Annotated in this window: 17 protein-coding genes, 1 pseudogene and 1 riboswitch; of the genes and pseudogenes, 12 read left to right on the top strand and 6 right to left on the bottom strand. The window is 61.7% G+C overall.

The window, feature by feature from the left end; genetic code table 11:
- Positions 1-123 precede the first annotated feature (123 nt).
- Positions 124-2580 carry an acyl-CoA dehydrogenase FadE gene (gene fadE, locus ACF2JD_RS02355; protein WP_440986680.1) on the bottom strand — a complete coding sequence of 819 codons (2457 nt, stop codon included), beginning with the start codon at positions 2578-2580 and terminating at the stop codon, positions 124-126.
- A 256-nt stretch (positions 2581-2836) separates the two neighbouring features.
- Between fadE and lpcA the strand changes: the two genes are divergently transcribed.
- From lpcA to ACF2JD_RS02340, 3 genes are all read left to right on the top strand, one after another.
- The gene (gene lpcA / locus ACF2JD_RS02350) at positions 2837-3415 is read left to right on the top strand and encodes a D-sedoheptulose 7-phosphate isomerase (RefSeq protein ID WP_106887349.1); all 579 of its coding nucleotides are present in this window, start codon (positions 2837-2839) and stop codon (positions 3413-3415) included.
- A 121-nt stretch (positions 3416-3536) separates the two neighbouring features.
- Positions 3537-4334, top strand: coding sequence for a class II glutamine amidotransferase (locus ACF2JD_RS02345; RefSeq protein WP_106887348.1), 798 nt, complete (start codon positions 3537-3539; stop codon positions 4332-4334).
- Between the two features lie 297 nt (positions 4335-4631).
- Complete coding sequence (locus tag ACF2JD_RS02340; protein ID WP_106887347.1) at positions 4632-4967, top strand: Hpt domain-containing protein; 336 nt, start codon at positions 4632-4634, stop codon at positions 4965-4967.
- Between the two features lie 14 nt (positions 4968-4981).
- Here the strand turns inward: ACF2JD_RS02340 and ACF2JD_RS02335 are convergent.
- Positions 4982-5907: pseudogene (locus tag ACF2JD_RS02335) on the bottom strand (gluconeogenesis factor YvcK family protein).
- Positions 5908-6019: 112 nt separating this feature from the next.
- Between ACF2JD_RS02335 and ACF2JD_RS02330 the strand changes: the two are divergent.
- A complete protein-coding gene (locus ACF2JD_RS02330) occupies positions 6020-7204 on the top strand; it encodes an FIST N-terminal domain-containing protein (protein WP_440986679.1) in 1185 nt (394 codons plus the stop codon).
- 18 nt (positions 7205-7222) lie between these two features.
- Positions 7223-9304, top strand: coding sequence for an ATP-binding protein (locus ACF2JD_RS02325; RefSeq protein ID WP_440986678.1), 2082 nt, complete (start codon positions 7223-7225; stop codon positions 9302-9304).
- 256 nt (positions 9305-9560) lie between these two features.
- Here the strand turns inward: ACF2JD_RS02325 and ACF2JD_RS02320 are convergent, their stop codons facing one another.
- The 4 genes from ACF2JD_RS02320 to narQ form a co-directional block, all read right to left on the bottom strand.
- Positions 9561-10136: an LON peptidase substrate-binding domain-containing protein gene (locus ACF2JD_RS02320; protein ID WP_111913686.1), complete on the bottom strand. Its 576-nt coding sequence runs from the start codon at positions 10134-10136 to the stop codon at positions 9561-9563.
- A gap of 313 nt (positions 10137-10449) precedes the next feature.
- Positions 10450-10875: a globin domain-containing protein gene (locus ACF2JD_RS02315; RefSeq protein WP_440986677.1), complete on the bottom strand. Its 426-nt coding sequence runs from the start codon at positions 10873-10875 to the stop codon at positions 10450-10452.
- Between the two features lie 163 nt (positions 10876-11038).
- Positions 11039-11677 (bottom strand): two-component system response regulator NarL, encoded by a 639-nt coding sequence (narL, locus tag ACF2JD_RS02310; RefSeq protein ID WP_005325544.1) that lies wholly within the window; start codon positions 11675-11677, stop codon positions 11039-11041.
- Positions 11677-13389, bottom strand: coding sequence for a nitrate/nitrite two-component system sensor histidine kinase NarQ (gene narQ, locus ACF2JD_RS02305; RefSeq protein ID WP_106887342.1), 1713 nt, complete (start codon positions 13387-13389; stop codon positions 11677-11679). The genes narL and narQ overlap by 1 nt, the downstream gene beginning before the upstream one ends.
- A gap of 79 nt (positions 13390-13468) precedes the next feature.
- Positions 13469-13608, top strand: a riboswitch (molybdenum cofactor riboswitch).
- On the opposite strand from narQ, the gene moaA reads away from it, so the two are divergent.
- The 7 genes from moaA to ACF2JD_RS02270 all read left to right on the top strand — a co-directional run bounded on the left by moaA (position 13596) and on the right by ACF2JD_RS02270 (position 20342).
- Positions 13596-14591, top strand: coding sequence for a GTP 3',8-cyclase MoaA (moaA, locus tag ACF2JD_RS02300; RefSeq protein ID WP_440986676.1), 996 nt, complete (start codon positions 13596-13598; stop codon positions 14589-14591). (Overlaps the previous riboswitch by 13 nt.)
- 250 nt (positions 14592-14841) lie before the next feature.
- Complete coding sequence (gene napF, locus ACF2JD_RS02295; RefSeq protein ID WP_440986675.1) at positions 14842-15351, top strand: ferredoxin-type protein NapF; 510 nt, start codon at positions 14842-14844, stop codon at positions 15349-15351.
- A gap of 8 nt (positions 15352-15359) precedes the next feature.
- Positions 15360-15650: a chaperone NapD gene (locus ACF2JD_RS02290; RefSeq protein ID WP_226989672.1), complete on the top strand. Its 291-nt coding sequence runs from the start codon at positions 15360-15362 to the stop codon at positions 15648-15650.
- Positions 15651-15775: 125 nt separating this feature from the next.
- The gene (gene napA / locus ACF2JD_RS02285; RefSeq protein ID WP_440986674.1) at positions 15776-18265 is read left to right on the top strand and encodes a nitrate reductase catalytic subunit NapA; all 2490 of its coding nucleotides are present in this window, start codon (positions 15776-15778) and stop codon (positions 18263-18265) included.
- 15 nt (positions 18266-18280) lie between these two features.
- Complete coding sequence (gene napG, locus ACF2JD_RS02280; RefSeq protein WP_429100315.1) at positions 18281-19015, top strand: ferredoxin-type protein NapG; 735 nt, start codon at positions 18281-18283, stop codon at positions 19013-19015.
- Positions 19012-19887: a quinol dehydrogenase ferredoxin subunit NapH gene (gene napH / locus ACF2JD_RS02275; RefSeq protein WP_163155913.1), complete on the top strand. Its 876-nt coding sequence runs from the start codon at positions 19012-19014 to the stop codon at positions 19885-19887. The genes napG and napH overlap by 4 nt, the downstream gene beginning before the upstream one ends.
- Positions 19887-20342 (top strand): nitrate reductase cytochrome c-type subunit, encoded by a 456-nt coding sequence (locus ACF2JD_RS02270; RefSeq protein ID WP_106887336.1) that lies wholly within the window; start codon positions 19887-19889, stop codon positions 20340-20342. Before napH ends, ACF2JD_RS02270 begins: the two co-directional genes overlap by 1 nt.
- The last annotated feature ends 5 nt before the right edge of the window (positions 20343-20347 follow it).

The raw sequence follows: 20347 nt of genomic DNA, 5'->3' as shown, positions 1-20347 counted from the left end.
TTAGGAAACGGATTGATATCCAAAATATGATCCAGCTGGTTGCTCTTTCTCCATCCGGGGTTGCCGGGCAGATGCCAGCATGAAAAACGCCTCCACGAGGGAGGCGTTTTGGCATTCATGGCATCAGGCTGCCCTGTGATAGGCGGACGCTTCAAACAGCGCCTTGTTGGCCACCAGATCGATGGGGTCGAAGTCATCGACGTTGATGGTGCGCAGGCGGCTCTCTTCGGCACGGCGCAGCAAGTCGGCCTCGGTCTGGTTGATGACGCCAAGGGCCAGGCCGGCGTCTGCCACCTTGTCCAGCTGGGTGAAGGGACGCTTGCGGCCCTCTGCTTTGCACACCTTGTCAAACAGCGGCTCGGCGGTCAGCACGTCATCGAGGGCCTGCTCCAGCAACCCGAAGGGGTTGCCCTCTTCGCGGGTGAGGTACTGCCCTTCGGCCAGACGGTCGCGGGTGGCGCTCGGGGTCTGCAGCAGACGGGCAACCTGGCTGTCCAGCTTGTCGGAGGGACGCTTCATGTCGCGACCCAGCGGCAACACTATGACGCGCAGGGCCAGGCCAATCCAGCGATTCGGGAAGTTGCGCAGCAACTCGTCGATGGCTTCTTGTGCCTTGAACATGGCGTCTTGCAGCGCCCAGTGCAGCAGCGGCAGGTCGGCCTGCTGGCGTCCCTCATCCTGATAGCGCTTGAGGGCGCTGGAGGCAAGATAAAGCTGGCTCAGCACGTCGCCCAAGCGGGCGGAGACCCGCTCCTTGCGCTTGAGCTCGCCACCCAGGGTGCCCATGGCCATGTCGGACAGGAAGGCCAGGTTGGCACTGAGGCGCGAGAGCTGCTGGTAGTAGCCCTTGGTCTGATCCCTGTAGGGGGCGGAGGCGAAGCGGGCGCCGGTCAGGCCCAGCCAGAAGCTGCGCACCAGGTTGCTGATGGCAAAGCCCACATGGCTGAACACCGCCTTGTCGAACTGCTTGAGGGCTACTTCCTGATCCGGATGGCTGGCGGCCAGCATCTCCGGCAGCACGTAGGGATGGCAGCGGATGGCACCCTGACCGTAGATGATCATGCTGCGGGTCAGTATGTTGGCACCCTCAACGGTGACCGCGATGGGGGCACCCTGATAGCCACGGGCCAGGTAGTTGTTCGGCCCCATGCAGATGGCCTTGCCGCCGTGGATGTCCATGGCATCTATGATGCACTTCTGGGCACGGTCGGTGAGGTGGTACTTGACGATGGCGGAGATGACGGACGGCTTCTCCCCCAGATCGATGCCGGTCACCGTCAGCTTGGCGGCGGCACCCATGATGTAGGCGTTGCCGCCGAGGCGCGCCAGCGGCTCTTCGATGCCTTCCATCTTGCCGATGGGCAACTTGAATTGGCGACGGATGCGGCTGTAAGCACCGGTGGCCAGGGCCAGCATCTTGACGCCGCCCGTGCTATTGGAGGGCAGGGTGATGCCGCGACCGACCGACAGGCACTCCACCAGCATGCGCCAGCCCTGACCGGCCATGGCCGGGCCGCCGATGATGAAGTCCAGCGGCACGAACACATCGTTACCCTTGGTCGGCCCGTTCTGGAACGGCACGTTGAGGGGGAAGTGACGGCGGCCTATCTCGACGCCCTTGATGTCGGTGGGGATCAGGGCACAGGTGATGCCAAGCTCCTCTTCCTCACCCAGCAGGTGATCCGGGTCGCGCAGCTTGAAGGCCAGCCCCAGCACAGTCGCGATAGGGGCCAAGGTGATGTAGCGCTTGTTCCAGGTCAGGCGCATGCCGAGCACCTCTTCCCCTTCCCATTCGCCTTTGCAGACAATGCCGAAGTCGGGGATGGAGCCCGCATCCGAACCCGCTTCCGGGCTGGTCAGGGCGAAGCAGGGGATCTCCTTGCCGACGGCCAGGCGCGGCAGGTAGTGGTCTTTCTGCTCTTCGGTGCCGTAGTGTTGCAGCAGCTCGCCCGGGCCCAAGGAGTTGGGCACGCCGACGGTGGAGGCGAGCACGGCGCTGGCGCCGCACAGTTTTTGCAGCACGCAGGACTGGGCGTAGGCGGAGAACTCCAGGCCACCGTACTTCTTCTTGATGATCATGGCGAAGAACTTGTGGTCCTTCAGGTACTGCCACACCTCGGGGGAGAGGTCGGCCCGCTCGTGGGTCACTTCCCAGTCGTTGACCATGCGGCACACGTCTTCAACCGGGCCGTCCATGAAGGCCTGCTCTTCGGCTGACAGAACGCTGACCGGAATGGTGTGCAGTTTCTTCCAGTTCGGGTTGCCGGCAAAGAGATCCGCTTCCCACCAGGTGGTACCCGCCTCTATGGCTTCCTTCTCGGTGCGGGACATCTCCGGCATGATGGACTTGTAGATCTTGAACAGGGGTTTGGTCAGCTGGTTGCGACGAAACTCCACCAGGTTGAGCGGGATGGCTATCACCGCGAACAGCACCCACACCAGCAGGGGCACATGGCCATAGAGGGCGCCGGCGACCAGGGCGGCGGCCGTGGCAAGCGTGGAGGTGAACAGTGACGCCCGGCGGTAAGCCATGGCGCCGATCACCAGGATCACCCCGAACAGAGTGAGGGTCGTCGTCATTTTTCGCTCCTTGCATGAGTTGCCGAAGTTGGGGAAACGTGGGTTAACTGATCCAGAGGTCTGACCTGTTGGATGTGGCCCCTGTTGTAATTCATACGCACAAAATTATCAAGATGTTTACAAGCTTGTTACCTTGACACCGTGATCGGCCTAACGTACCGGGGCCGCATCTTGGCGGGCGGGGGGCGACGATTGGATTGGCTTGTGCGACAATGCAAAACCCTATGTTGGACGATACAAAGAGACATCAGACGCCATGTACCAAGAACTTATCCGCAATGAATTGACCGAAGCTGCCGGCGTGCTCCAGGCCTTTCTGGCCGATGAGCAAAATCTGAAGAACATAGAGGCGGCCGCCAAACTGCTGGCTGACTCTTTCAAGGAAGAGGGCAAGGTGCTCTCCTGCGGCAACGGCGGCTCCCACTGCGACGCCATGCACTTTGCCGAAGAGCTGACCGGCCGCTATCGCGAGAACCGCCCTGGCTATGCCGGCATCGCCATCTCCGATCCCAGCCACCTCTCCTGCGTCTCCAACGACTTTGGCTATGACTATGTCTTCTCCCGCTACGTGGAAGCGGTGGGTCGTCGTGGTGACGTGCTGCTCGGTATCTCCACCAGCGGCAATTCCGGCAACATCCTCAAAGCCATCGAGGCTGCCCGCGCCAAGGGCATGAAGGTCATCGCCCTGACCGGCAAGGACGGTGGCAAGATGGCGGGTCTGGCCGATGTCGAGATCCGGGTGCCGCACTTCGGCTATGCCGACCGCATCCAGGAAGTGCACATCAAGATCATTCACATCCTGATCCAGCTGGTCGAAAAAGAGATGGCCAAGTAATCAGAGAAAGAGGGCGGGTGGGGCTGCCGGGGGGCCGATGAGCGATCCTGGCGCCTCGCATCCAGCTTGAGTTCGCTGATTGACGCAGAGATGATCAATTAATTCAGGGAGTGGACTGGACATGTGCGAACTGCTCGGCATGAGCGCCAATGTGCCGACCGACATCTGCTTCAGCTTTACCGGGCTGATGCTGCGGGGCGGCAAGACGGGCCCCCACAAGGATGGCTGGGGGATCACCTTCTACGAGGGGCGAGGCTTTCGCACCTTCAAGGATCCCGAACCCAGTGCCCAGTCACCCATCGCCAAGCTGGTGCAGGCGCTGCCCATCAAGAGCCGCGCCGTGGTCAGCCATATCCGGCAGGCCAACCGGGGATGCGTGTCGCTGGAGAACACCCACCCCTTTACCCGCGAGCTGTGGGGACGCTACTGGACCTTTGCCCACAACGGCCAGCTGACCGGCTACAAGGGGTTGCGGACCGGGCGCCACCGTCCTGTGGGGGACACCGACAGCGAGCACGCCTTCTGCTGGCTGCTCGACAGGCTGGAGCAGAAATACCCCAAGCGTCCGGCCAATTTCCCCGCCATGTTTCGCTATCTCGCGACCCTGTGCGACGAGCTGCGCGGACTCGGGGTATTCAACATGCTGCTGTCGGATGGGGAGTTCGTGATGACCTATTGCAGCAACAACCTCTACTGGCTGACCCGCCGGGCCCCCTTTGGCGAGGCCCGTCTGCTGGATGAAGATGTGGCCATCGACTTCCAGAGCGAGACCACCCCGAATGACGTGGTGACCCTGATAGCCACCCGCCCGCTCACCGGCAATGAGAGCTGGGTGAAGATGGCGCCCGGGGAGTTCTGCCTGTTCAGGCTGGGTGAGCTGGAATACGGCAATGCAGCCAAGCTGCTGACCCGCCAATAAAAAAATACCAGGGTAGAATCCTACCCTGGTTCTTCGCAGCAGCCATACAGGCAAAAAGGGATGAGAGAGGTGTTGCTGAGCCGCATCATTCTCATGGCCTGCATTGTTATGTCATTGTTAATTTTGTGACAACATTTATCTCTTTCCTGCCTGGGACTGTGTGTTGATAACTTGAACTGGCTCACATTCTGATGGCGCTACGCCGCTTCAACCGACTCTCGCCGCAGAGCGGGTGACAGCCGGTGTGCGGGTCGGCTATATTGTGGTCTGTTTGAATACCATCATAGGGAAGAGAAGATGGAGTGGCTGGATCAGAAAGTGCTGAGACAACTGGCAGATGACATAGGTCACGACATGATGCCGGTCGTCATCTCGGTGTTTGTCGAGGAGGTGGGCGGGCAACTTGCCCAGCTCAGGCCGCTCTTTGATCAGCGGGACTGGACCGCCCTGGCCCGCCTCGCCCACAGCATGAAGTCCTCTTGTGGCAGTTACGGTGCCGAGCCCAGCTATCGGCAGGTGATGGCGCTGGAGCTCGCCTGTCGCCGGGAAGATGCGGAGGAGGCCGGCCGTCTGCTCGAGCAGCTCGAGCACTCCCTGCCGCAGGTGTTCTCCCATCTGGCCAAGTATCACTAGATCGCACTGGCGGATTAGCCCGCCTTGTCACGCTCTGCGTACCAGCTCAGTATCACCGCATCCAGCGCCTGTCGAAGCTTGAGGCGATCGTGGCGATGGGGCAGGGCCGCCTCACCCAGACTGGCCTGAATCAGGCAATGCGCTGCAGCTCCGGGGCCCCATGGCCTTCGGGGGCCAGGATGGCATCGATCCGCCCTTGGCCGATCCGCTCTTCCAGCCAGCGATGCTGATGGGACAGGGTCAGCTTGCCAGCCGGCCCGTTTTCGGCCACCAGATTGCTGATGAAGACGACGATGGCGCCGCTGCCGCGGATCGCTTCTGCGATCTCGCTCAGCAACAGGGGCGGCATGATGGAGGTGAGGAAGCTGCCGGGCCCCAGAATGATCATGTCGGCCTGGCCCAGGGCGTCGATCGCCTCGCGGGTGGCGGGCACGATCGGGTTCAGGCTCAGGGCCCGTGGCGGCGTGGTGAGCTGATCGATGGAGACTTCCCCCAGGATCTGATCGCCACAGACGGTGTGGGCACACAGATCCGTGGGGTGCTCGGACATAGGTAGCAGGCTGGGCGCTATGTGCAACATGTCGCTGATGAGCCGGATGGCATCCAGGGGACGGACACAGAGGTTGTCGAGGGCCAGCAGCATCAGGTTGCCGAGGTTGTGACCCGCCAGCTCGCCGCGACCCGTGAAGCGGTATTCGAACAGCTGGCTGCCGATGCTGGGCTCGGTCACCAGCTGATTGAGGCAGTTGCGCAGATCGCCCCAGGCGATGCACTCCTGGCTCTTGCGCAGGCGTCCGGTGGAGCCGCCATCATCCGTGGTGGTGACTATGCCCGTCAGCCGAGTGCCTAGAAACGAGAGGGAAGAGAGCACCCGGCCCATGCCGTGACCACCGCCGATGGCGACGACCCGGTCGAAGTCATTGATATTTTTCTGCCACATGCAGTCATCCTGTGGGAGGCCAGTGCGCATCAGTTTAGCCCGCCTGGCCAGGTAATTGTTTGATAAAGGTATGATTTTTGCTTGATGCCCCTGCATCACATACCACTAGGAGATGGTGTTGAACTTCCTGACGGCTCACTCTCTTGCCGAGACGACCCCGCTGGCCGCCCAACAGATAGTTGAACGGTTGCTCGCTCAATCACCTCATTCCCCGTCGTTGTTGCTGGTCTATTTTACCCAAGCACACGATGCCGCGGTACTGCGCCGTGCGCTCAAGGCCCGTTTCCCTCATACCCGGCTCATTGGCTGCAGCTCTTGTGGCGGTATCCTGACCCAGGCTGGCCATCATGGCCGGCTAGGCTGGAGTCTGGCAGTGGCGGCCCTCTATGACGACAAGGGGGCCTACGGCGTGGCCGGTCAGGCAGGGGACGAGCTGGATGTGCGCCAGTTGCTGCGCCGCGCCATCGCCGATGGCGGGCGTCCCGGCGAGTTGCCGCAACTCATACTGCTGCACACCAGCCCTGGGCAGGAAGAGGCGGTGCTGGCGGGCATAGATGCCGAGTTCGGGGCGACGGTTCCCGTCGTCGGCGGGTCGGCGGCGGACGACAGTGTCAGCGGCGAGTGGCAGCTGTGCTGGGATGAGGGGGAGGGGCGCCAGGGCTGCGTGGTGGCTGTGCTCTATCCCGATTGCCAGCTGGCCTTCCAGTTCCACTCCGGCTATGTGCCCACCGAGCGCCATGGCACCATTACCGCGCTGGATGGCCGCGAGGTGCTGACCATAGACAATGAACCTGCGGCCCGGGTCTATGCCCGCTGGACAGAGCGCCAGCTCCCCTGGCCTGTGGGCCCCATTTTGCGGGAGACGACCCTCTCCCCGCTGGCCCGCCAGGTCGGGACCCTGGATGAGATGCCCTACTACAAGCTCTCCCATCCTGAGGCGGTAACCGAGCGGGAAGGGTTGCGCCTCTTTACCGAAACCCGGTTGGGGGAGCGGCTGCAACTCATGTACAGCAGTCAGGAGGGCCTGCTTCAGCGCAGCCTGAATGCGGTGCGCATCGAACCCGAATATGGCATGGCGGGGAACCTGCAGCCCATAGGCGCTCTGGTGGTGTTCTGCGCAGGCTGCCGTCTGGCGCTGGGAGATTCGCTCAGCGATGTCGTCGGCCATTTCAGCCAACGGCTGGGGGAGATCCCCTTTATCACGCCATTCACCTTTGGCGAGCAGGGGCGATTGCCCCACGGTGAGCTGGCGCATGGCAACCTCATGGTATCGAGCGTAATCTTCCTCGAGAACTGACAAGGTGCTGGACACAAGATGATAGGCAATAGCGAACTCGAAACCCTGGGCGACAAGCTGCAAACCACGCTGGTGGAGCTGATGCGTTGCCGGGAGCGGGAGGCCAGATATCGCCAGGAGTCACAGGCTCTGTTGTGCGGCGTGGCGACGCTGGCACAGGCCAAGAGCCTGGAGCAGGTGCTGGACAGCCTCATTCTGGCGCTCAAGCCCTTCATCGGCTTCGAACAGGCTGACGTTGTCGCCTGGGAGAGCACGCGCGGCACCACCCATCTGAGCACCCAACCCGGGGAGGTCGGCCGCACCTGGCCGCTGACGCCGCTCTTCTCCCGGGCCATCGCAGGTGAAACCCTGGTCATCTATGATCCGGCCCAGTTGCCCGAGCTGGCCTCCCTGGCAGGGGCGGCGGGCTGGGCCAGCGTCATGATGACGGGCTTGCAGGCGCCGGGCTTCTCCGGGGTGCTCATCTGCCGGCACAGTGCCGCGGGCACCTTCGATCTCCAGAGCAAGGCGGCGATGCAGCGGTGTCGCCCGCTCATCTCCCAGGCGCTGGTCAACATTGCCTATAGAGCCCGCCTGCAGGAGCAGGTCGACCTCAAGACCCTCGCCTTGCAGGCCAGCGAGCAACGCTTTCGCAGCTTTGCCGCCATGGCGTCCGACTGGTTCTGGGAGACGGATCCCGAGCACAGGCTGAGCTATGTCTCTGCCCCCGGCTATCAGGGGGAGGCGCTTGTCCGCCAGGCGGGGCGCAGCCTCTATGACTTTGCCCACGATAAAGAGGATCCCACCTGGTGCAGGTATCAGCACCAGATAGCGCGCCATCTGCCGGTGCGGGCGATGCGCGCCCAGGTGACGTTGGCGAGCGGCCCCTGCTGGATGGAGATCAATGCCGAGCCCTGCCATGACGCCAGCGGCGCCTTCATCGGTTATAGGGGCACGGCGCGGGAGATTGGCAGCCAGATCCGCCGCGAGCAGGAGCTGGCGCGGGCGCGGGATGAGGCCGAGAGTGCCAACCGCGCCAAGTCCCAGTTCCTGGCCATGATGACCCACGAGATCCGCTCCCCCATGAATGCGGTGCTGGGGATGCTGGATCTGCTGCAACATGGCCGGCTCGAGACCCCGCAACAGACCCTGCTCGGCCACGCCACTCACTCTGCCCATCTGCTGCAGACTATCATCGACGATGTGCTCGACTTCTCGAAGATTGAATCCCATACCCTGGCCCTGCACTGCGAACCCTTTCAACCCGCCGAGCTGTGCCGGGCCCTGGTGGAGCCGCTGCAGGCGCAGGCCAGCGCCAAGGGCATAGCACTGCACTGGCAGCTGGATGAGGAGGTGCCGTCCCAGCTGCAGGGGGATGCCGTTCGCCTGTCCCAGGTGATCGGCAACCTGCTCGGCAACGCGGTGAAATTTACCGCCGCCGGTAGCGTGCGGCTCGCGCTGGCGTGGCAGGATGAACGGCTGAGGGTGTCGGTCAGCGACACCGGGATTGGCATATCCCCCGAGGATCAGGCGCTGCTGTTCGAGCCGTTCTATCAGGTCGACAGCTCGGCCACCCGTCGCTTCTCCGGCTCCGGGCTAGGGCTTGCCATCTGCCGGCGGCTGGTGCAACTTATGGGGGGCGACATCCGCCTGCAGAGCGCCCCTGGGCAGGGCAGTTGCTTCTGGTTCGAGCTGCCCGGGATGGCCTCACCTTGCGTCGCGTCGACCAACCCTGCCATCGAGGGGGTCCCCATGCTGGATCTGGATGTGCTGGTGGTGGAGGACAGCCCGGTCAATCAGCTGGTGGTGTCACTCATGCTGCAAAAACTGGTGTGCCGAGTGAGACTGGCAAGCAATGGCCTGGAGGCGCTGGCACAGGTCGGCGAGCGGCGACCGGATCTCATCCTGATGGATATGCGGATGCCGCAGATGGATGGGCTGGAGGCCACCCGTCGTCTGCGAGCCATGGGATGCGAGGTTCCCATAGTGGCGCTGACGGCCAATGCCATGACGGAGGATAGGGCCCGTTGTCTGGCCCAGGGGATGAACGATTTTCTGGCCAAGCCCATCAGCCTGGCCCGGCTGCGCAGCTGTTTGCTGCGCCATTGCCGGCTCCCCTAGCCCGATTTTGGGTAAAAAAAATGGTCAACCTGGTGGGTTGACCAATTCTTCAGCAAATACTGAAGAGAGCACGGGATAAATCGGGTTGTACGGTCTTATATGAAAAAGTCGTGCCAACTTTTCATGACCTGTTATTGCGGCTTGCAGCTGTGTTATCTGTTTTATATGGTGGCTGCTGGTTGCAAAATGCAAATGTCTTGTTTCATTGTAAGAATTGTCAGTCGTTATTTTCGCATTTTGCAAACCACTTCTTGACTCACTGTGCGATCAGTCGGCGCAGGAACTGGCGCGCCGCTTCACTGTTTTGTTTGGCAATCAACATCTGTTTCTCATAGATCGGCATGGGCAGGATCTCGAGCCAGCGCTGGCAGAGCCAGGCCGCGTCGTCGAACTGCTTGTCCGGGTAGAGCTCATCCAGTTCCGGATATTGTTCAAAGACCTCCTGCAATCTGCTGACCAGCTGCTTGTCGCTGAAGTCCGAGTGCGCGCTCGGCCAGTTGGGCAGGGTTTCCACCTGAGCGTGACGCAATCCGGAGCCATCCGTTTCCATTTCATGGATGCAGAAACGTTCCAGACCGAGCACTGTGACCCCGAGCAGGCCATCGTTGAGGGTATAGAAATCAGTCACTTTGACACGAGTGCCGACCGGCAGTATGCGTCCGCAGGTGCCCGTGCTGGTGGTCTCTTCCATAACGATGCCAAAGCCCCGATCATCGACGAAGGACTCCTTGAGCATCTGCAGGTGGCGAGGCTCGAACAGGCGCAAGGGGAGTTTCCCGCCCGGTAATATGTGTGAGGGCAAGGGGAACAGTGCCAGGTGTTGAAGTTTCATGTTCCATCCTCCGATAAGTTGCATCTGGATATGACAATGCAGTGACTGTGCCAGAGCTCGGGGAAAAGGGAGGTACGGCAGGAAAATGAGACCGATAATTTAAATATCCATTAGTAATCAAGCTATTAAGATTTGATTGAATGGCAGGGACGGGACAGCTCAGAAGGGGATTCAGGTGGCCTTGTAGGGGCTCGTACATGCCCCACCTGCAGAATGGGGCAGAGTTCGCATATTGCAAATGATCCCCCTGCAAAATGGGTATCTGCTGTCCATCTTAAGCGGCAGGATTTCTCGGGCGTGATGGCAGAGGCGGCTAGGCGACGGATTCGGTGGGCTGACTGAGCCCTTCCAGCATCAGGGCGGCTATCTCGTCGTACATCTGTGACCAGGCATCAGAGAGCGCTGGCGTGAAATGCTCCCCCAACCGACGTGCCAGCACCAGGGTCAATGCCTGTTTCAACAGGGCGAACTGGTGTGACTGCACCTTGAATTTTTGATGCCGCCTGCCGAGATCCCGGATGATGAAGCCCAAGGCATCCAGCTGCTCCAGGCTGGTGATCACTGTGTTCAGGGTATCCGACACCTTGGCGACCGGCATTCCCGCAGGATCGGGAAAGAGGTTGATCAATTCCGGCGACAGTCGGAACAGCTCTGCATATACCTCCTGGACATAGGTGTTGTTCAGTGCGGTGACCTTGCCCCAGGCCCTTTGCACCAGCTCGATCTGTTCGGATGTCATGTCGTGCGCCCTCCATGTGCTGTCTCCTGAATATAATAATTCATTTGCTCAATAAGATGCGGGGGACGGTGACGTTTTGTGAGGCGGGGGAGGGAGGCTGCCAGCAAAAGGCCCCGGGGTGGCGGGGCCTTGGCTGGCATGAGATGGGGCCTGTAACGGGAGCTTAGTTGCGCTGCTCCAGGTACATGACGGCGGCTTCCACCCGGCTCTGGGCCTCGAGCTTTTTCAGCAGGCTCTTGACGTGTACCTTGACGGTGCCTTCCGAGATGTGGAGCACTGAGGCGACCTGCTTGTTGGAGAGACCCTTGGCAATCTCGCGCATGATCTGCATCTCGCGGCGGGTCAGGCTTTCCAGCTTCTGCTGCAGGTGATCCAGCTCGTAGATGTTCTCGAGGTAGGGGCGCAGCGGCTCGCTCAGGATCTGCTTGCCGGTCATGACATCGGCCAGCTGGCCCAGCAGCATGTCGGGCTCGGTGTCCTTGAGCAGGTAGCCATCGGCGCCGGCCTTGAGCAGGGCAACCACGTCCTGGCGGGCGTCGGAGACGGTCAGGATCACGACCCGGGAGGTGACCTCTTCGGCGCGCAGGGCCTTGAGGGTATCGAGGCCGGACAAGCCCTTCATGTTGAGATCGAGCAGGATGAGGTCCGGCTCAGACTCCTTGGCCATGGCCACGGCGTCAGTGCCGTTAGAAGCCTCGCCTATCACTTCGATGTTATCTTCCAGCTCCAGCAGTTGCACAATGCCTTTGCGCATCAGGGGATGGTCATCTACGACCAGAACACTATATTTCATCTCGTCCATCAGGCGTCTCTTGTTAGGCTGGTGGGAAAGGTCAGGTGTACACGGGTGCCCCCGGAGGGTGGTTCACTGATGGTCAACTGACCGTGCAACTTGCTGGCACGCTCGTTCATGATGCTGAGACCGTAGTGATTCACCGCCGAGCTTGCGCCCCCTATTCCGACACCATCATCTGCAATCTGAACCTGGATGTTACCATCAGCCAGGGTCTCACAGCTAACGTCAATGCGCTGGGCGCAGGCATGTTTGATGGCATTGAGCACTGCCTCACGGATCAACTGCAGGATGTGAATGTGTTGCCCTGCCTCGAGATCCGTATCGGTCAGTCCGTATTGGAGCCTGATCTCGGCCCGGGTCTGGGGCTTGAGCTGCTCCAGCATGACACCTATGGCTTCGCCGAGGTTGGCATCGCCGATGCTGAGGCGGAAGGTGCCGAGCAGCTCGCGCAACTGGGTATAGGCATTGCTGAGCCCCTCGTCGATCTGCTGCATGGCGGCCTCGGCCTTGCCATTATCCCCCTTGGCGACGGAACGCTTGAGCAGGGTGGACTGGATCTTGAGGTAGGAGAGCGCCTGCGCCAGCGAGTCGTGCAGCTCGCGGGCGATGACGGCCCGCTCCTCCATCAAGAGCAGGCGCTGGTGTTGCAGCAGGGTCTGATCCTTGTGCAGCACCTGGGCCAGCAACATGGAGAAGTTCTTCATCAGCCGCTCGTCTATGGGGTGTTCGCTTATCATGTCGAGCCGGCCGTACTCCTCATCATCCATCTGCAGATAGAAGCTCACCACGGCCTCCAGATCACCGGGCCAGCCCTTGCGCCCCGTGATGTAGACCGGCATGGCATTGTGCTCGAAGCGGGTCAGCCGGATATGGTCTATGTGCTGGTGGGCGGCGGCCCGCTCCAGCAATTTTTGCAGGGTGCGCCGGCTCAGCGGCGCCGCGTGCAGCTTCTGGGCGGTGGAATAGAGGAAGGAGAGGGTGTCGTTGGCCTGCTGCAGCTTGGCGGTTTTCTCTTCCACCTTGCTCTCCAGCTCCCGATAGAGCTTGCCGAGCTCGTCCGCCATGGTGGCGAAGGCACCGGACAGTTCCCCCAATTCGTTTTCGCAGTGGGGGGGCAGGGTCAGGTCGAACTCCTGGCGCTGGATCTGGCGGGCGCAATGGACCAGCTGATTGAGGGGGGCCACTACCTGCTGGCGGGTGAAGCGCACCGTGAACCAGGCGATGGTGATGATGGAGAGCAAGCCCAGCCCTTCCGCCAGGGCCAGCATGCGCACCTTGAACTCCACGTGATACTGCATCTGGTTGACGAAGTCATCGATGGCGGCGACGAACTGTTCCGTGTTGTCGGTATAGCGGCTGGGGGTGGCGTTCTCGATGTGCTCGCGCATCATCTGCCATTGCAGCAGCACCTCGCCATAGGTGCGGCGCAGGGAGGCGGGGGTGATCCAGCGTTGGGTCTCCTGCAACTCGGAGGCGTGCAGTGTCTGCTCGAACTGGTCGAGTCGGCCGAGGACGGCCTGATCCTTTTCGATTTCGTAGGCCATGCGATAGGCCTGCATCCGCAATGATCCCGACAGGTTGATCGCCTTGGCATCGGGTACCGAGTAGAAAAGGGTGACCATGGCCACCACGGCGATCAGGCTGGCCATGAACAGGATCAGCACCATGGAGCGGCCGATGGCGCTGCTGACCGAGTGTACTTTGAACCACTTTCCCATGCCGATTGGCTTCCTTCAGATCAGACAAAGACCCCACAAAGTAGCATGGGAGTGTACTCCAACTTGTGCTAGCATCGAAAAACTAGATGAACTCCGAGCGTTTTTGCCTAAGTCATTGAGATAGGGGGAAAACGCCGTCAGCCGTCGTTCGAGCTGAAAGGGTCAGGAAAGAAATGCCCTGGCCTCCCGTATTTGGAAAGGTGTTTATGTTGCCACTTGAAGATGGTTTTTCCCGTCGCTTTTACTATTTGCGCCTGTCGATTACCGACGTGTGCAATTTCCGTTGTACCTACTGTTTGCCGGACGGTTATCGCCCCCCGGATGGGAACAAGGAGGGGCGCAAGTCGTTTCTCTCCCTGGAGGAGATCCGCCGCATCGTCTCTGGCTTCGCCGCCATGGGCACCCGCAAGGTGCGCCTGACCGGGGGGGAACCCTCCCTGCGCCGTGACTTCACCGCCATCATAGAGACGGTGGCCAATACCCCCGGCATCGAGAAGGTGGCCATGACCACCAATGGCTATCGCTTGAAGGAGCGGGCCCAGGAGTGGTTCGATGCCGGGCTCAATGCCCTCAATGTCAGTGTCGACAGCCTGGATCCGCGCCAGTTTCACCAGATCACCGGCGAAAACAAGCTGGCGGAGGTGATGGAGGGGATAGAGGCGGCACTGGCCGCCGGCTTCAAGTCGGTGAAGATCAATGCGGTGCTGCTCAAGGGGCTCAACGACCAGCAACTGGATCAGTTTCTGGCCTGGATCAGGCACAAGCCCATTGAGCTGCGCTTCATCGAGTTGATGCAGACCGGGGAGATGGACAAGCTGTTTCGCGACCACCACACCAGCGGCGAGCTCATCAAGGAGCAACTGCTTGGCAATGGCTGGATCCAGCAATTGCGCGCGGTGGACGACGGCCCGGCCCAGGTGTTCATGCATCCCGAATCACAGGGGGGAGTGGGGCTCATCATGCCCTACAGCAAAGACTTCTGCGCCGGTTGCAATCGGCTGCGGGTCTCCTCCGTGGGCAAGTTGCACCTCTGTCTGTTCGGTGACAACGGGGTGGAGTTGCGGGATCTGCTCGGTGACGACAGCCAGCAGGAGGCCCTGCAACAGCGGATCCGTCAGGCGCTCACCGGCAAGGCCGCCACCCATCGTCTGCACGAGGGCAATGCCGGCATGACCCCCCATCTCGCCTCCATCGGCGGCTGAGAGCTCGCCGTCAGAGCAAAATAGCCATCGATTAATAAGCAATCCTCACATAGGGGTAATTTACCTTACCCCTCTGCTGCCTTATTGCGCCAAGGGTTTGATCCAGCGCAATAATCCCCCCTGTTTATCTCCCTGGTGGTATATCGCTGGACTTGTGAGAGTCGCAATATACACCCACGCTTATAATCGGTATTGAAAATACCAGTCACTGCTTCCGCGCTCGAATTCTGTCCTGTGAAGAGGAATTGATATGCCTGATGGGGTCAATCTGTCACGCCGCAGCCTGTTTCGAGGACGACTGAGTGCGCCCAGACCCGAGGTACAGCTGCCCTGGTCTGTCTCCTGGGCCGACTTCGTGGCCGATTGCACCCGGTGTGGCGACTGCCTGACGGCTTGCCCGGAACAGATCCTGGTCAAGGGGGACGGTGGCTTCCCGACGGTGGATTTCCAGCGTGGCGAGTGCACCTTCTGTGGCGAGTGCGTCAGCGCCTGCCAGGCGCCTGTGTTCAGGCCGACGACGCAGACGCCCTGGGACTATGTGGCTCACATCGAAGCCGGATGCCTGGCCAGTGCCCAGGTCTTCTGCCAGCGCTGTCAGGACAGCTGCGAGCAGCAGGCCATCCGTTTTTCTCCTCAGCTGGGGCGAGTACCCACCCCCAGCATCCATACCGAGTCGTGCAATGGCTGTGGTGCCTGCGTGGCGGATTGTCCGGTCGGCAGTATCAGGGTGGGCGTCCCCCATCAGGGGTCGTCCACATGAAGCAAGGGATGAGCAAGTTGGAAAACAACCATATGACCCGAGAAGAGTTCCATGTATCCAGCCTGGTGGTACTGACCCAGCCCCCCTTGCGCCACCGGCTCGCAGAGCAGATTGCGGCTCTGGACGGTGCCGAGATCCATGCCGTCAGTGACGAAGGCAAGCTGGTGGTGACCCTGGAAGGGCCCAGCCAGCGTCCCATCATGGCGGCCATCGATGCGATCAATGCCATGCCGGGTGTGCTCTCTGCCGCCCTGATCTACCACCAGTTTGATGAAGTCGAAGCCGAGGGCAGGGAATAGCGCCATTAGGCTGGGCCGCGAGGTTCGCGATGCCTGAAGAAAGCAATAAAGCGCCATGACGCTGAGCCAGCGCGGCTCGTGACAATGGCTGTCATTGATGTGATTAAGCAATGCGAGGATATGTCATGAAGCTGAGTCGACGCGACTTTATGAAGGCCAATGCGGTGGCGGCAGCCGCTGCCGTGGCCGGAGTCAGTGCCCCCACCCTGGCGGCGAACCTTATTACCAGCACCGACAAGACAGCCATCACCTGGGACAAGGCACCCTGCCGCTTCTGCGGCACCGGCTGCTCAGTGCTGGTGGGTTCCCAGGCCGGCCGTGTCGTGGCGACCCAGGGCGATCCCGATGCGCCGGTCAACCGTGGCCTCAACTGCATCAAGGGTTACTTCCTCTCCAAGATCATGTACGGCGAAGATCGCCTGACCCAGCCCATGCTGCGCATGACCAATGGCAAGTTCGACAAGAATGGCGACTTCGCCCCCATCAGCTGGGATCAGGCGTTCGACATCATGGCCGAGAAGTTCAAGGCCACCCTCAAGGAGAAGGGCCCGACCGCGGTCGGCATGTTCGGCTCCGGCCAGTGGACAGTGTGGGAAGGCTATGCCGCCGCCAAGCTGATGAAGGCAGGCCTGCGCACCAACAACCTGGATCCCAACGCCCGTCACTGCATGGCCTCCGCCGTGGTCGGTTTCATGCGCACCTTCGGCATGGATGAGCCCATGGGCTGCTACGACGACATCGAGCAGGCCGACGCCTTCGTGCTCTGGGGCTCCAACATGGCCGAGATGCACCCCATCCTCTGGTCGCGGATGTCCGATCGCCGCCTCTCCAATCCGGATGTGCAGGTGCACGTGCTCTCCACCTTCGAGCACCGCAGCTTCGAGCTGGCGGACAACGGCATGGTGTTCACGCCCCAGACCGACTTGGCGATCCTCAACTACGTCGCCAACTACATCATCCAGAACGACAAGGTGAACTGGGACTTCGTCAACAAGCACACCCAGTTCCGCAAGGGGGTCACCGACATCGGCTACGGCCTGCGTCCGACCAATCCGCTGCAGCAGAAGGCCAAGAACCCGGACAGCGGTGACTCAACCCCCATGAGCTTCGAGGACTTCGCGAAATTCGTGGCGGATTACGACGTCGACTCCGTATCCAAGCTCTCCGGCGTCTCCAAGGAGAAGCTGGAAAAACTGGCCCAGCTTTATGCCGATCCGGACAAGAAGGTAGTCTCCTACTGGACCATGGGCTTCAACCAGCACACCCGTGGCGTCTGGGCCAACAACCTCTGCTACAACATCCACCTGCTGACCGGCAAGATCTCCACCCCGGGCAGCGGTCCCTTCTCCCTGACCGGCCAGCCCTCTGCCTGCGGCACGGCGCGGGAAGTGGGCACCTTCGCCCACCGCCTGCCCGCCGACATGGTGGTCACCGATCCTGCGCACCGCGCCATTGCCGAGAAGATCTGGAAGCTGCCGGAAGGCACCATTCCCGAGCAGGTGGGTTATCACGCCGTGCTGCAAAACCGCATGCTCAAAGACGGCAAGCTCAACGCCTACTGGGTGATGTGCAACAACAACATGCAGGCCGGTCCCAACATGAACGAGGAGGGGTTGCCCGGTTATCGCAACCCGGCCAACTTCATCGTGGTCTCCGACCCTTACCCGACCGTCACGGCGCAAGCGGCTGACCTTATCCTGCCCACCGCCATGTGGGTGGAAAAAGAGGGGGCCTATGGCAACGCCGAGCGCCGCACCCAGTTCTGGCACCAGCAGGTCAAGGCGCCAGAAGGGGCCAAGTCCGACTTGTGGCAGCTGATGGAGTTCGCCAAGCGCTTCACCGTGGAAGAGGTGTGGCCGGCCGAGCTTATCGCCAAGATGCCGGAAGTGAAGGGCAAGACACTGTTCGAGGTGCTCTATGCCAACGGTCAGGTCAACCAGTTCCCGAAAGAGCAGAGCAAGGGGGCGCTGAACGACGAGGCCGACCACTTCGGCTTCTACGTGCAGAAGGGGCTGTTCGAGGAGTACGCCTCCTTCGGTCGTGGCCACGGTCACGATCTGGCTCCCTTCGATCAGTACCACGAGGCGCGCGGCCTGCGCTGGCCCGTGGTGGACGGCAAAGAGACCCTGTGGCGCTATCGCGAAGGGTTCGACCCTTATGTGAAGGCGGGGGAGGGGGTGCGTTTCTACGGCAAACCCGATGGCAAGGCGGTGATCTTCGCACTGCCTTACGAGCCGGCCGCTGAGGCACCGGACAAAGAGTACGACATGTGGCTCTCCACCGGCCGCGTGCTGGAGCACTGGCACACCGGCACCATGACCCGTCGGGTGCCCGAGCTCTATCGCGCTTTCCCGGATGCGGTGCTCTTCATGCACCCGGAAGATGCCAAGGCCCGTGGCGTGCGCCGTGGCGAAGAGGTGATCGTCGCCTCCCGCCGTGGCGAGGTGAAGACCCGCGTCGAGACCCGCGGTCGCAACCGCCCACCCAAAGGCCTGGTGTTCATGCCCTTCTTCGATGCGAGCCAGCTGGTCAACAAGCTGACCCTGGACGCCACGGATCCGCTCTCGAAAGAGACGGATTACAAGAAGTGCGCCGTCAAGGTCATGAAGGCGTAAGGCGGGGCCGGGGGGATGAGTCGCAGCCGTCGCCAGTTCCTGGCCGACCTTGCCAAGGGGGCCTGCTCCGTGGGCCTGCTTGGGGCAGGGCTCGGTACTGTGGCCCGCCAGCAGGCGCAGGCGGTGCCCGCCCAGGCTCTGCGGCCGCCGGCGGCACTGGGGGAGGCTGACTTCCTCGGTGCCTGCGTGCGCTGCGGGCTCTGCGCCCTGGCCTGTCCCTACGACACCCTCAAGCTCGCCCGGCTGCTGGATCCCGTGACCACGGGCACCCCCTATTTCGAGGCGCGCGCCGTCCCCTGCGAGATGTGTGACGACATCCCCTGCGTGGCGGCCTGCCCGAGCGGGGCGCTGGATCAGGGGATGACCGACATCGATCAGGCACGCATGGGGGTGGCGGTGCTCATCGATCACGAGACCTGCCTCAACTATCTGGGCTTGCGCTGCGATGTCTGTTATCGGGTCTGCCCCCTGATAGACAAGGCGATCACCCTGGAGCTGCAACGCAACCCGCGCACCGGCAAGCACGCCATGTTCCTGCCCACTGTACACAGCGACATCTGTACTGGCTGCGGCAAGTGCGAGCATGCCTGCGTGCTCGAGACGGCGGCCATCAAGGTGGTGCCCCATGGGCTCGCCAAGGGGGAGCTCGGTCATCACTACCGGCTCGGCTGGGAAGAGAAGGCCAAGGCGGGCAAGTCCCTCATCGGTGAGCGACTCACCCTGCCGACCCGCAAACCGGAGGGGCTATGAGTCGTTATCCGGGGGCCGAGGCCTGCGCCAGGCTGGGCTGGTGGCGCGCCCACCGCTTCCTGCTGCTGCGCCGCCTCAGCCAGTTTGGCGTGCTGGGGCTCTTCCTGCTGGGGCCGCTGGCGGGGGTCTGGATCCTCAAGGGCAACCTCTCCAGCTCTTTATTGCTGGAGACGGCGCCGCTGAGCGATCCCCTGACCCTGCTGCAGTCGGTGGCGGCGGGCCATTGGCCCATCACCACCCTCTGGCTCGGGGCTGCACTGGTGCTACTGGGGTACTGGCTGGTCGGGGGGCGGGTGTTCTGCTCCTGGGTCTGCCCGGTCAACCTCATTACGGACGCCGCCGCCTGGGTCAGGGCCCGGCTTGGACTCAAGGGCAACGGCCAGTTCAACCGCAACACCCGCTACTGGCTGCTGGCCATGGTGCTGGCGGCGCCCGCCATCACGGGCGTGCTGGTGTGGGAGCTGGTCAATCCGGTCTCTTTGGCCATGCGCGGCCTGCTGTTTGGCATGGGGGCGGGCTGGGGTCTGCTGGTGGCCCTGTTCCTGTTCGACCTCTTGGTGGTGGAGCGGGGCTGGTGTGGTCATCTCTGTCCGGTGGGGGCCTTCTATGCCCTGGTCAACCGGGTCGGGTTTATCAAGATTTCTGCCAGGGGGCGTGAGCGGTGCAGCAACTGCATGGATTGTTATGCGGTCTGCCCGGAGCGTCCCATCCTGCGCGGCCCGGTTCACGGGGCCAGGCGCGGTCACGGGCCCTTGATTGTGGCTCAGGAGTGTACCAACTGCGGCCGTTGCATCGATGTCTGCGCGGAGCAAGTTTTCGAAATCACTACAGGTTTTGCCGTCAAGGCAGAGAAAACGTCGGAGAACAAATAATGAAAAAGCTGATTGGAGCAATGCTGGCCTGCCTGATGGCGGGCTCCTTGATGGCAGCCACCCCCGAGATCACCAACAGCACGGGGGGGATCAAGTCGGAGCGGGGGAGTACGGATCTGGTCACGGAGGCAGATGCGGCCCCCATGAAGAACTATCGCAAGGATGGGGATCTCTATGATCGCCAGTACATGCATCAACCGCCGCTGATCCCCCACGATACCCGCAACTACGAGGTGGACAACAAGGTCAACAAGTGCCTGGCCTGCCACAGCTTCAAGAACGCCAGCAAGATGAAGGCCCCCAAGATCAGCCCGACGCACTTCGAGACCCGCGACGGCATGACCCTTGGCGAAGTGTCACCCCGTCGCTACTTCTGCCTGCAGTGCCACGTGCCGCAAGCGGATGCCAAGCCGCTGGTGGAAAATACGTTTAAACCAGTTGAAGCGCTGAACTGAGGAGC

This window comes from Aeromonas ichthyocola (genome assembly GCF_046087985.1).
Classification (GTDB): domain Bacteria; phylum Pseudomonadota; class Gammaproteobacteria; order Enterobacterales; family Aeromonadaceae; genus Aeromonas; species Aeromonas rivipollensis.
This window is presented reverse-complemented; position numbering and strand designations above follow the sequence as displayed.

Bases quoted from the DNA above. Each gene is read 5' to 3' on its own strand.
- ACF2JD_RS02290 (WP_226989672.1), top strand. From the start codon at position 15,360: ATGAGCAAGTTGGAAAACAACCATATGACCCGAGAAGAGTTCCATGTA.
- moaA (WP_440986676.1), top strand. From the start codon at position 13,596: ATGTTGCCACTTGAAGATGGTTTTTCCCGTCGCTTTTACTATTTGCGC.
- ACF2JD_RS02320 (WP_111913686.1), bottom strand. From the start codon at position 10,136: ATGAAACTTCAACACCTGGCACTGTTCCCCTTGCCCTCACACATATTA.
- napG (WP_429100315.1), top strand. From the start codon at position 18,281: ATGAGTCGCAGCCGTCGCCAGTTCCTGGCCGACCTTGCCAAGGGGGCC.
- napA (WP_440986674.1), top strand. From the start codon at position 15,776: ATGAAGCTGAGTCGACGCGACTTTATGAAGGCCAATGCGGTGGCGGCA.
- ACF2JD_RS02340 (WP_106887347.1), top strand. From the start codon at position 4,632: ATGGAGTGGCTGGATCAGAAAGTGCTGAGACAACTGGCAGATGACATA.
- ACF2JD_RS02345 (WP_106887348.1), top strand. From the start codon at position 3,537: ATGTGCGAACTGCTCGGCATGAGCGCCAATGTGCCGACCGACATCTGC.
- napF (WP_440986675.1), top strand. From the start codon at position 14,842: ATGCCTGATGGGGTCAATCTGTCACGCCGCAGCCTGTTTCGAGGACGA.
- narQ (WP_106887342.1), bottom strand. From the start codon at position 13,389: ATGGGAAAGTGGTTCAAAGTACACTCGGTCAGCAGCGCCATCGGCCGC.
- lpcA (WP_106887349.1), top strand. From the start codon at position 2,837: ATGTACCAAGAACTTATCCGCAATGAATTGACCGAAGCTGCCGGCGTG.
- ACF2JD_RS02325 (WP_440986678.1), top strand. From the start codon at position 7,223: ATGATAGGCAATAGCGAACTCGAAACCCTGGGCGACAAGCTGCAAACC.
- fadE (WP_440986680.1), bottom strand. From the start codon at position 2,580: ATGACGACGACCCTCACTCTGTTCGGGGTGATCCTGGTGATCGGCGCC.
- ACF2JD_RS02270 (WP_106887336.1), top strand. From the start codon at position 19,887: ATGAAAAAGCTGATTGGAGCAATGCTGGCCTGCCTGATGGCGGGCTCC.
- ACF2JD_RS02330 (WP_440986679.1), top strand. From the start codon at position 6,020: ATGGTGTTGAACTTCCTGACGGCTCACTCTCTTGCCGAGACGACCCCG.
- napH (WP_163155913.1), top strand. From the start codon at position 19,012: ATGAGTCGTTATCCGGGGGCCGAGGCCTGCGCCAGGCTGGGCTGGTGG.
- narL (WP_005325544.1), bottom strand. From the start codon at position 11,677: ATGGACGAGATGAAATATAGTGTTCTGGTCGTAGATGACCATCCCCTG.
- ACF2JD_RS02315 (WP_440986677.1), bottom strand. From the start codon at position 10,875: ATGACATCCGAACAGATCGAGCTGGTGCAAAGGGCCTGGGGCAAGGTC.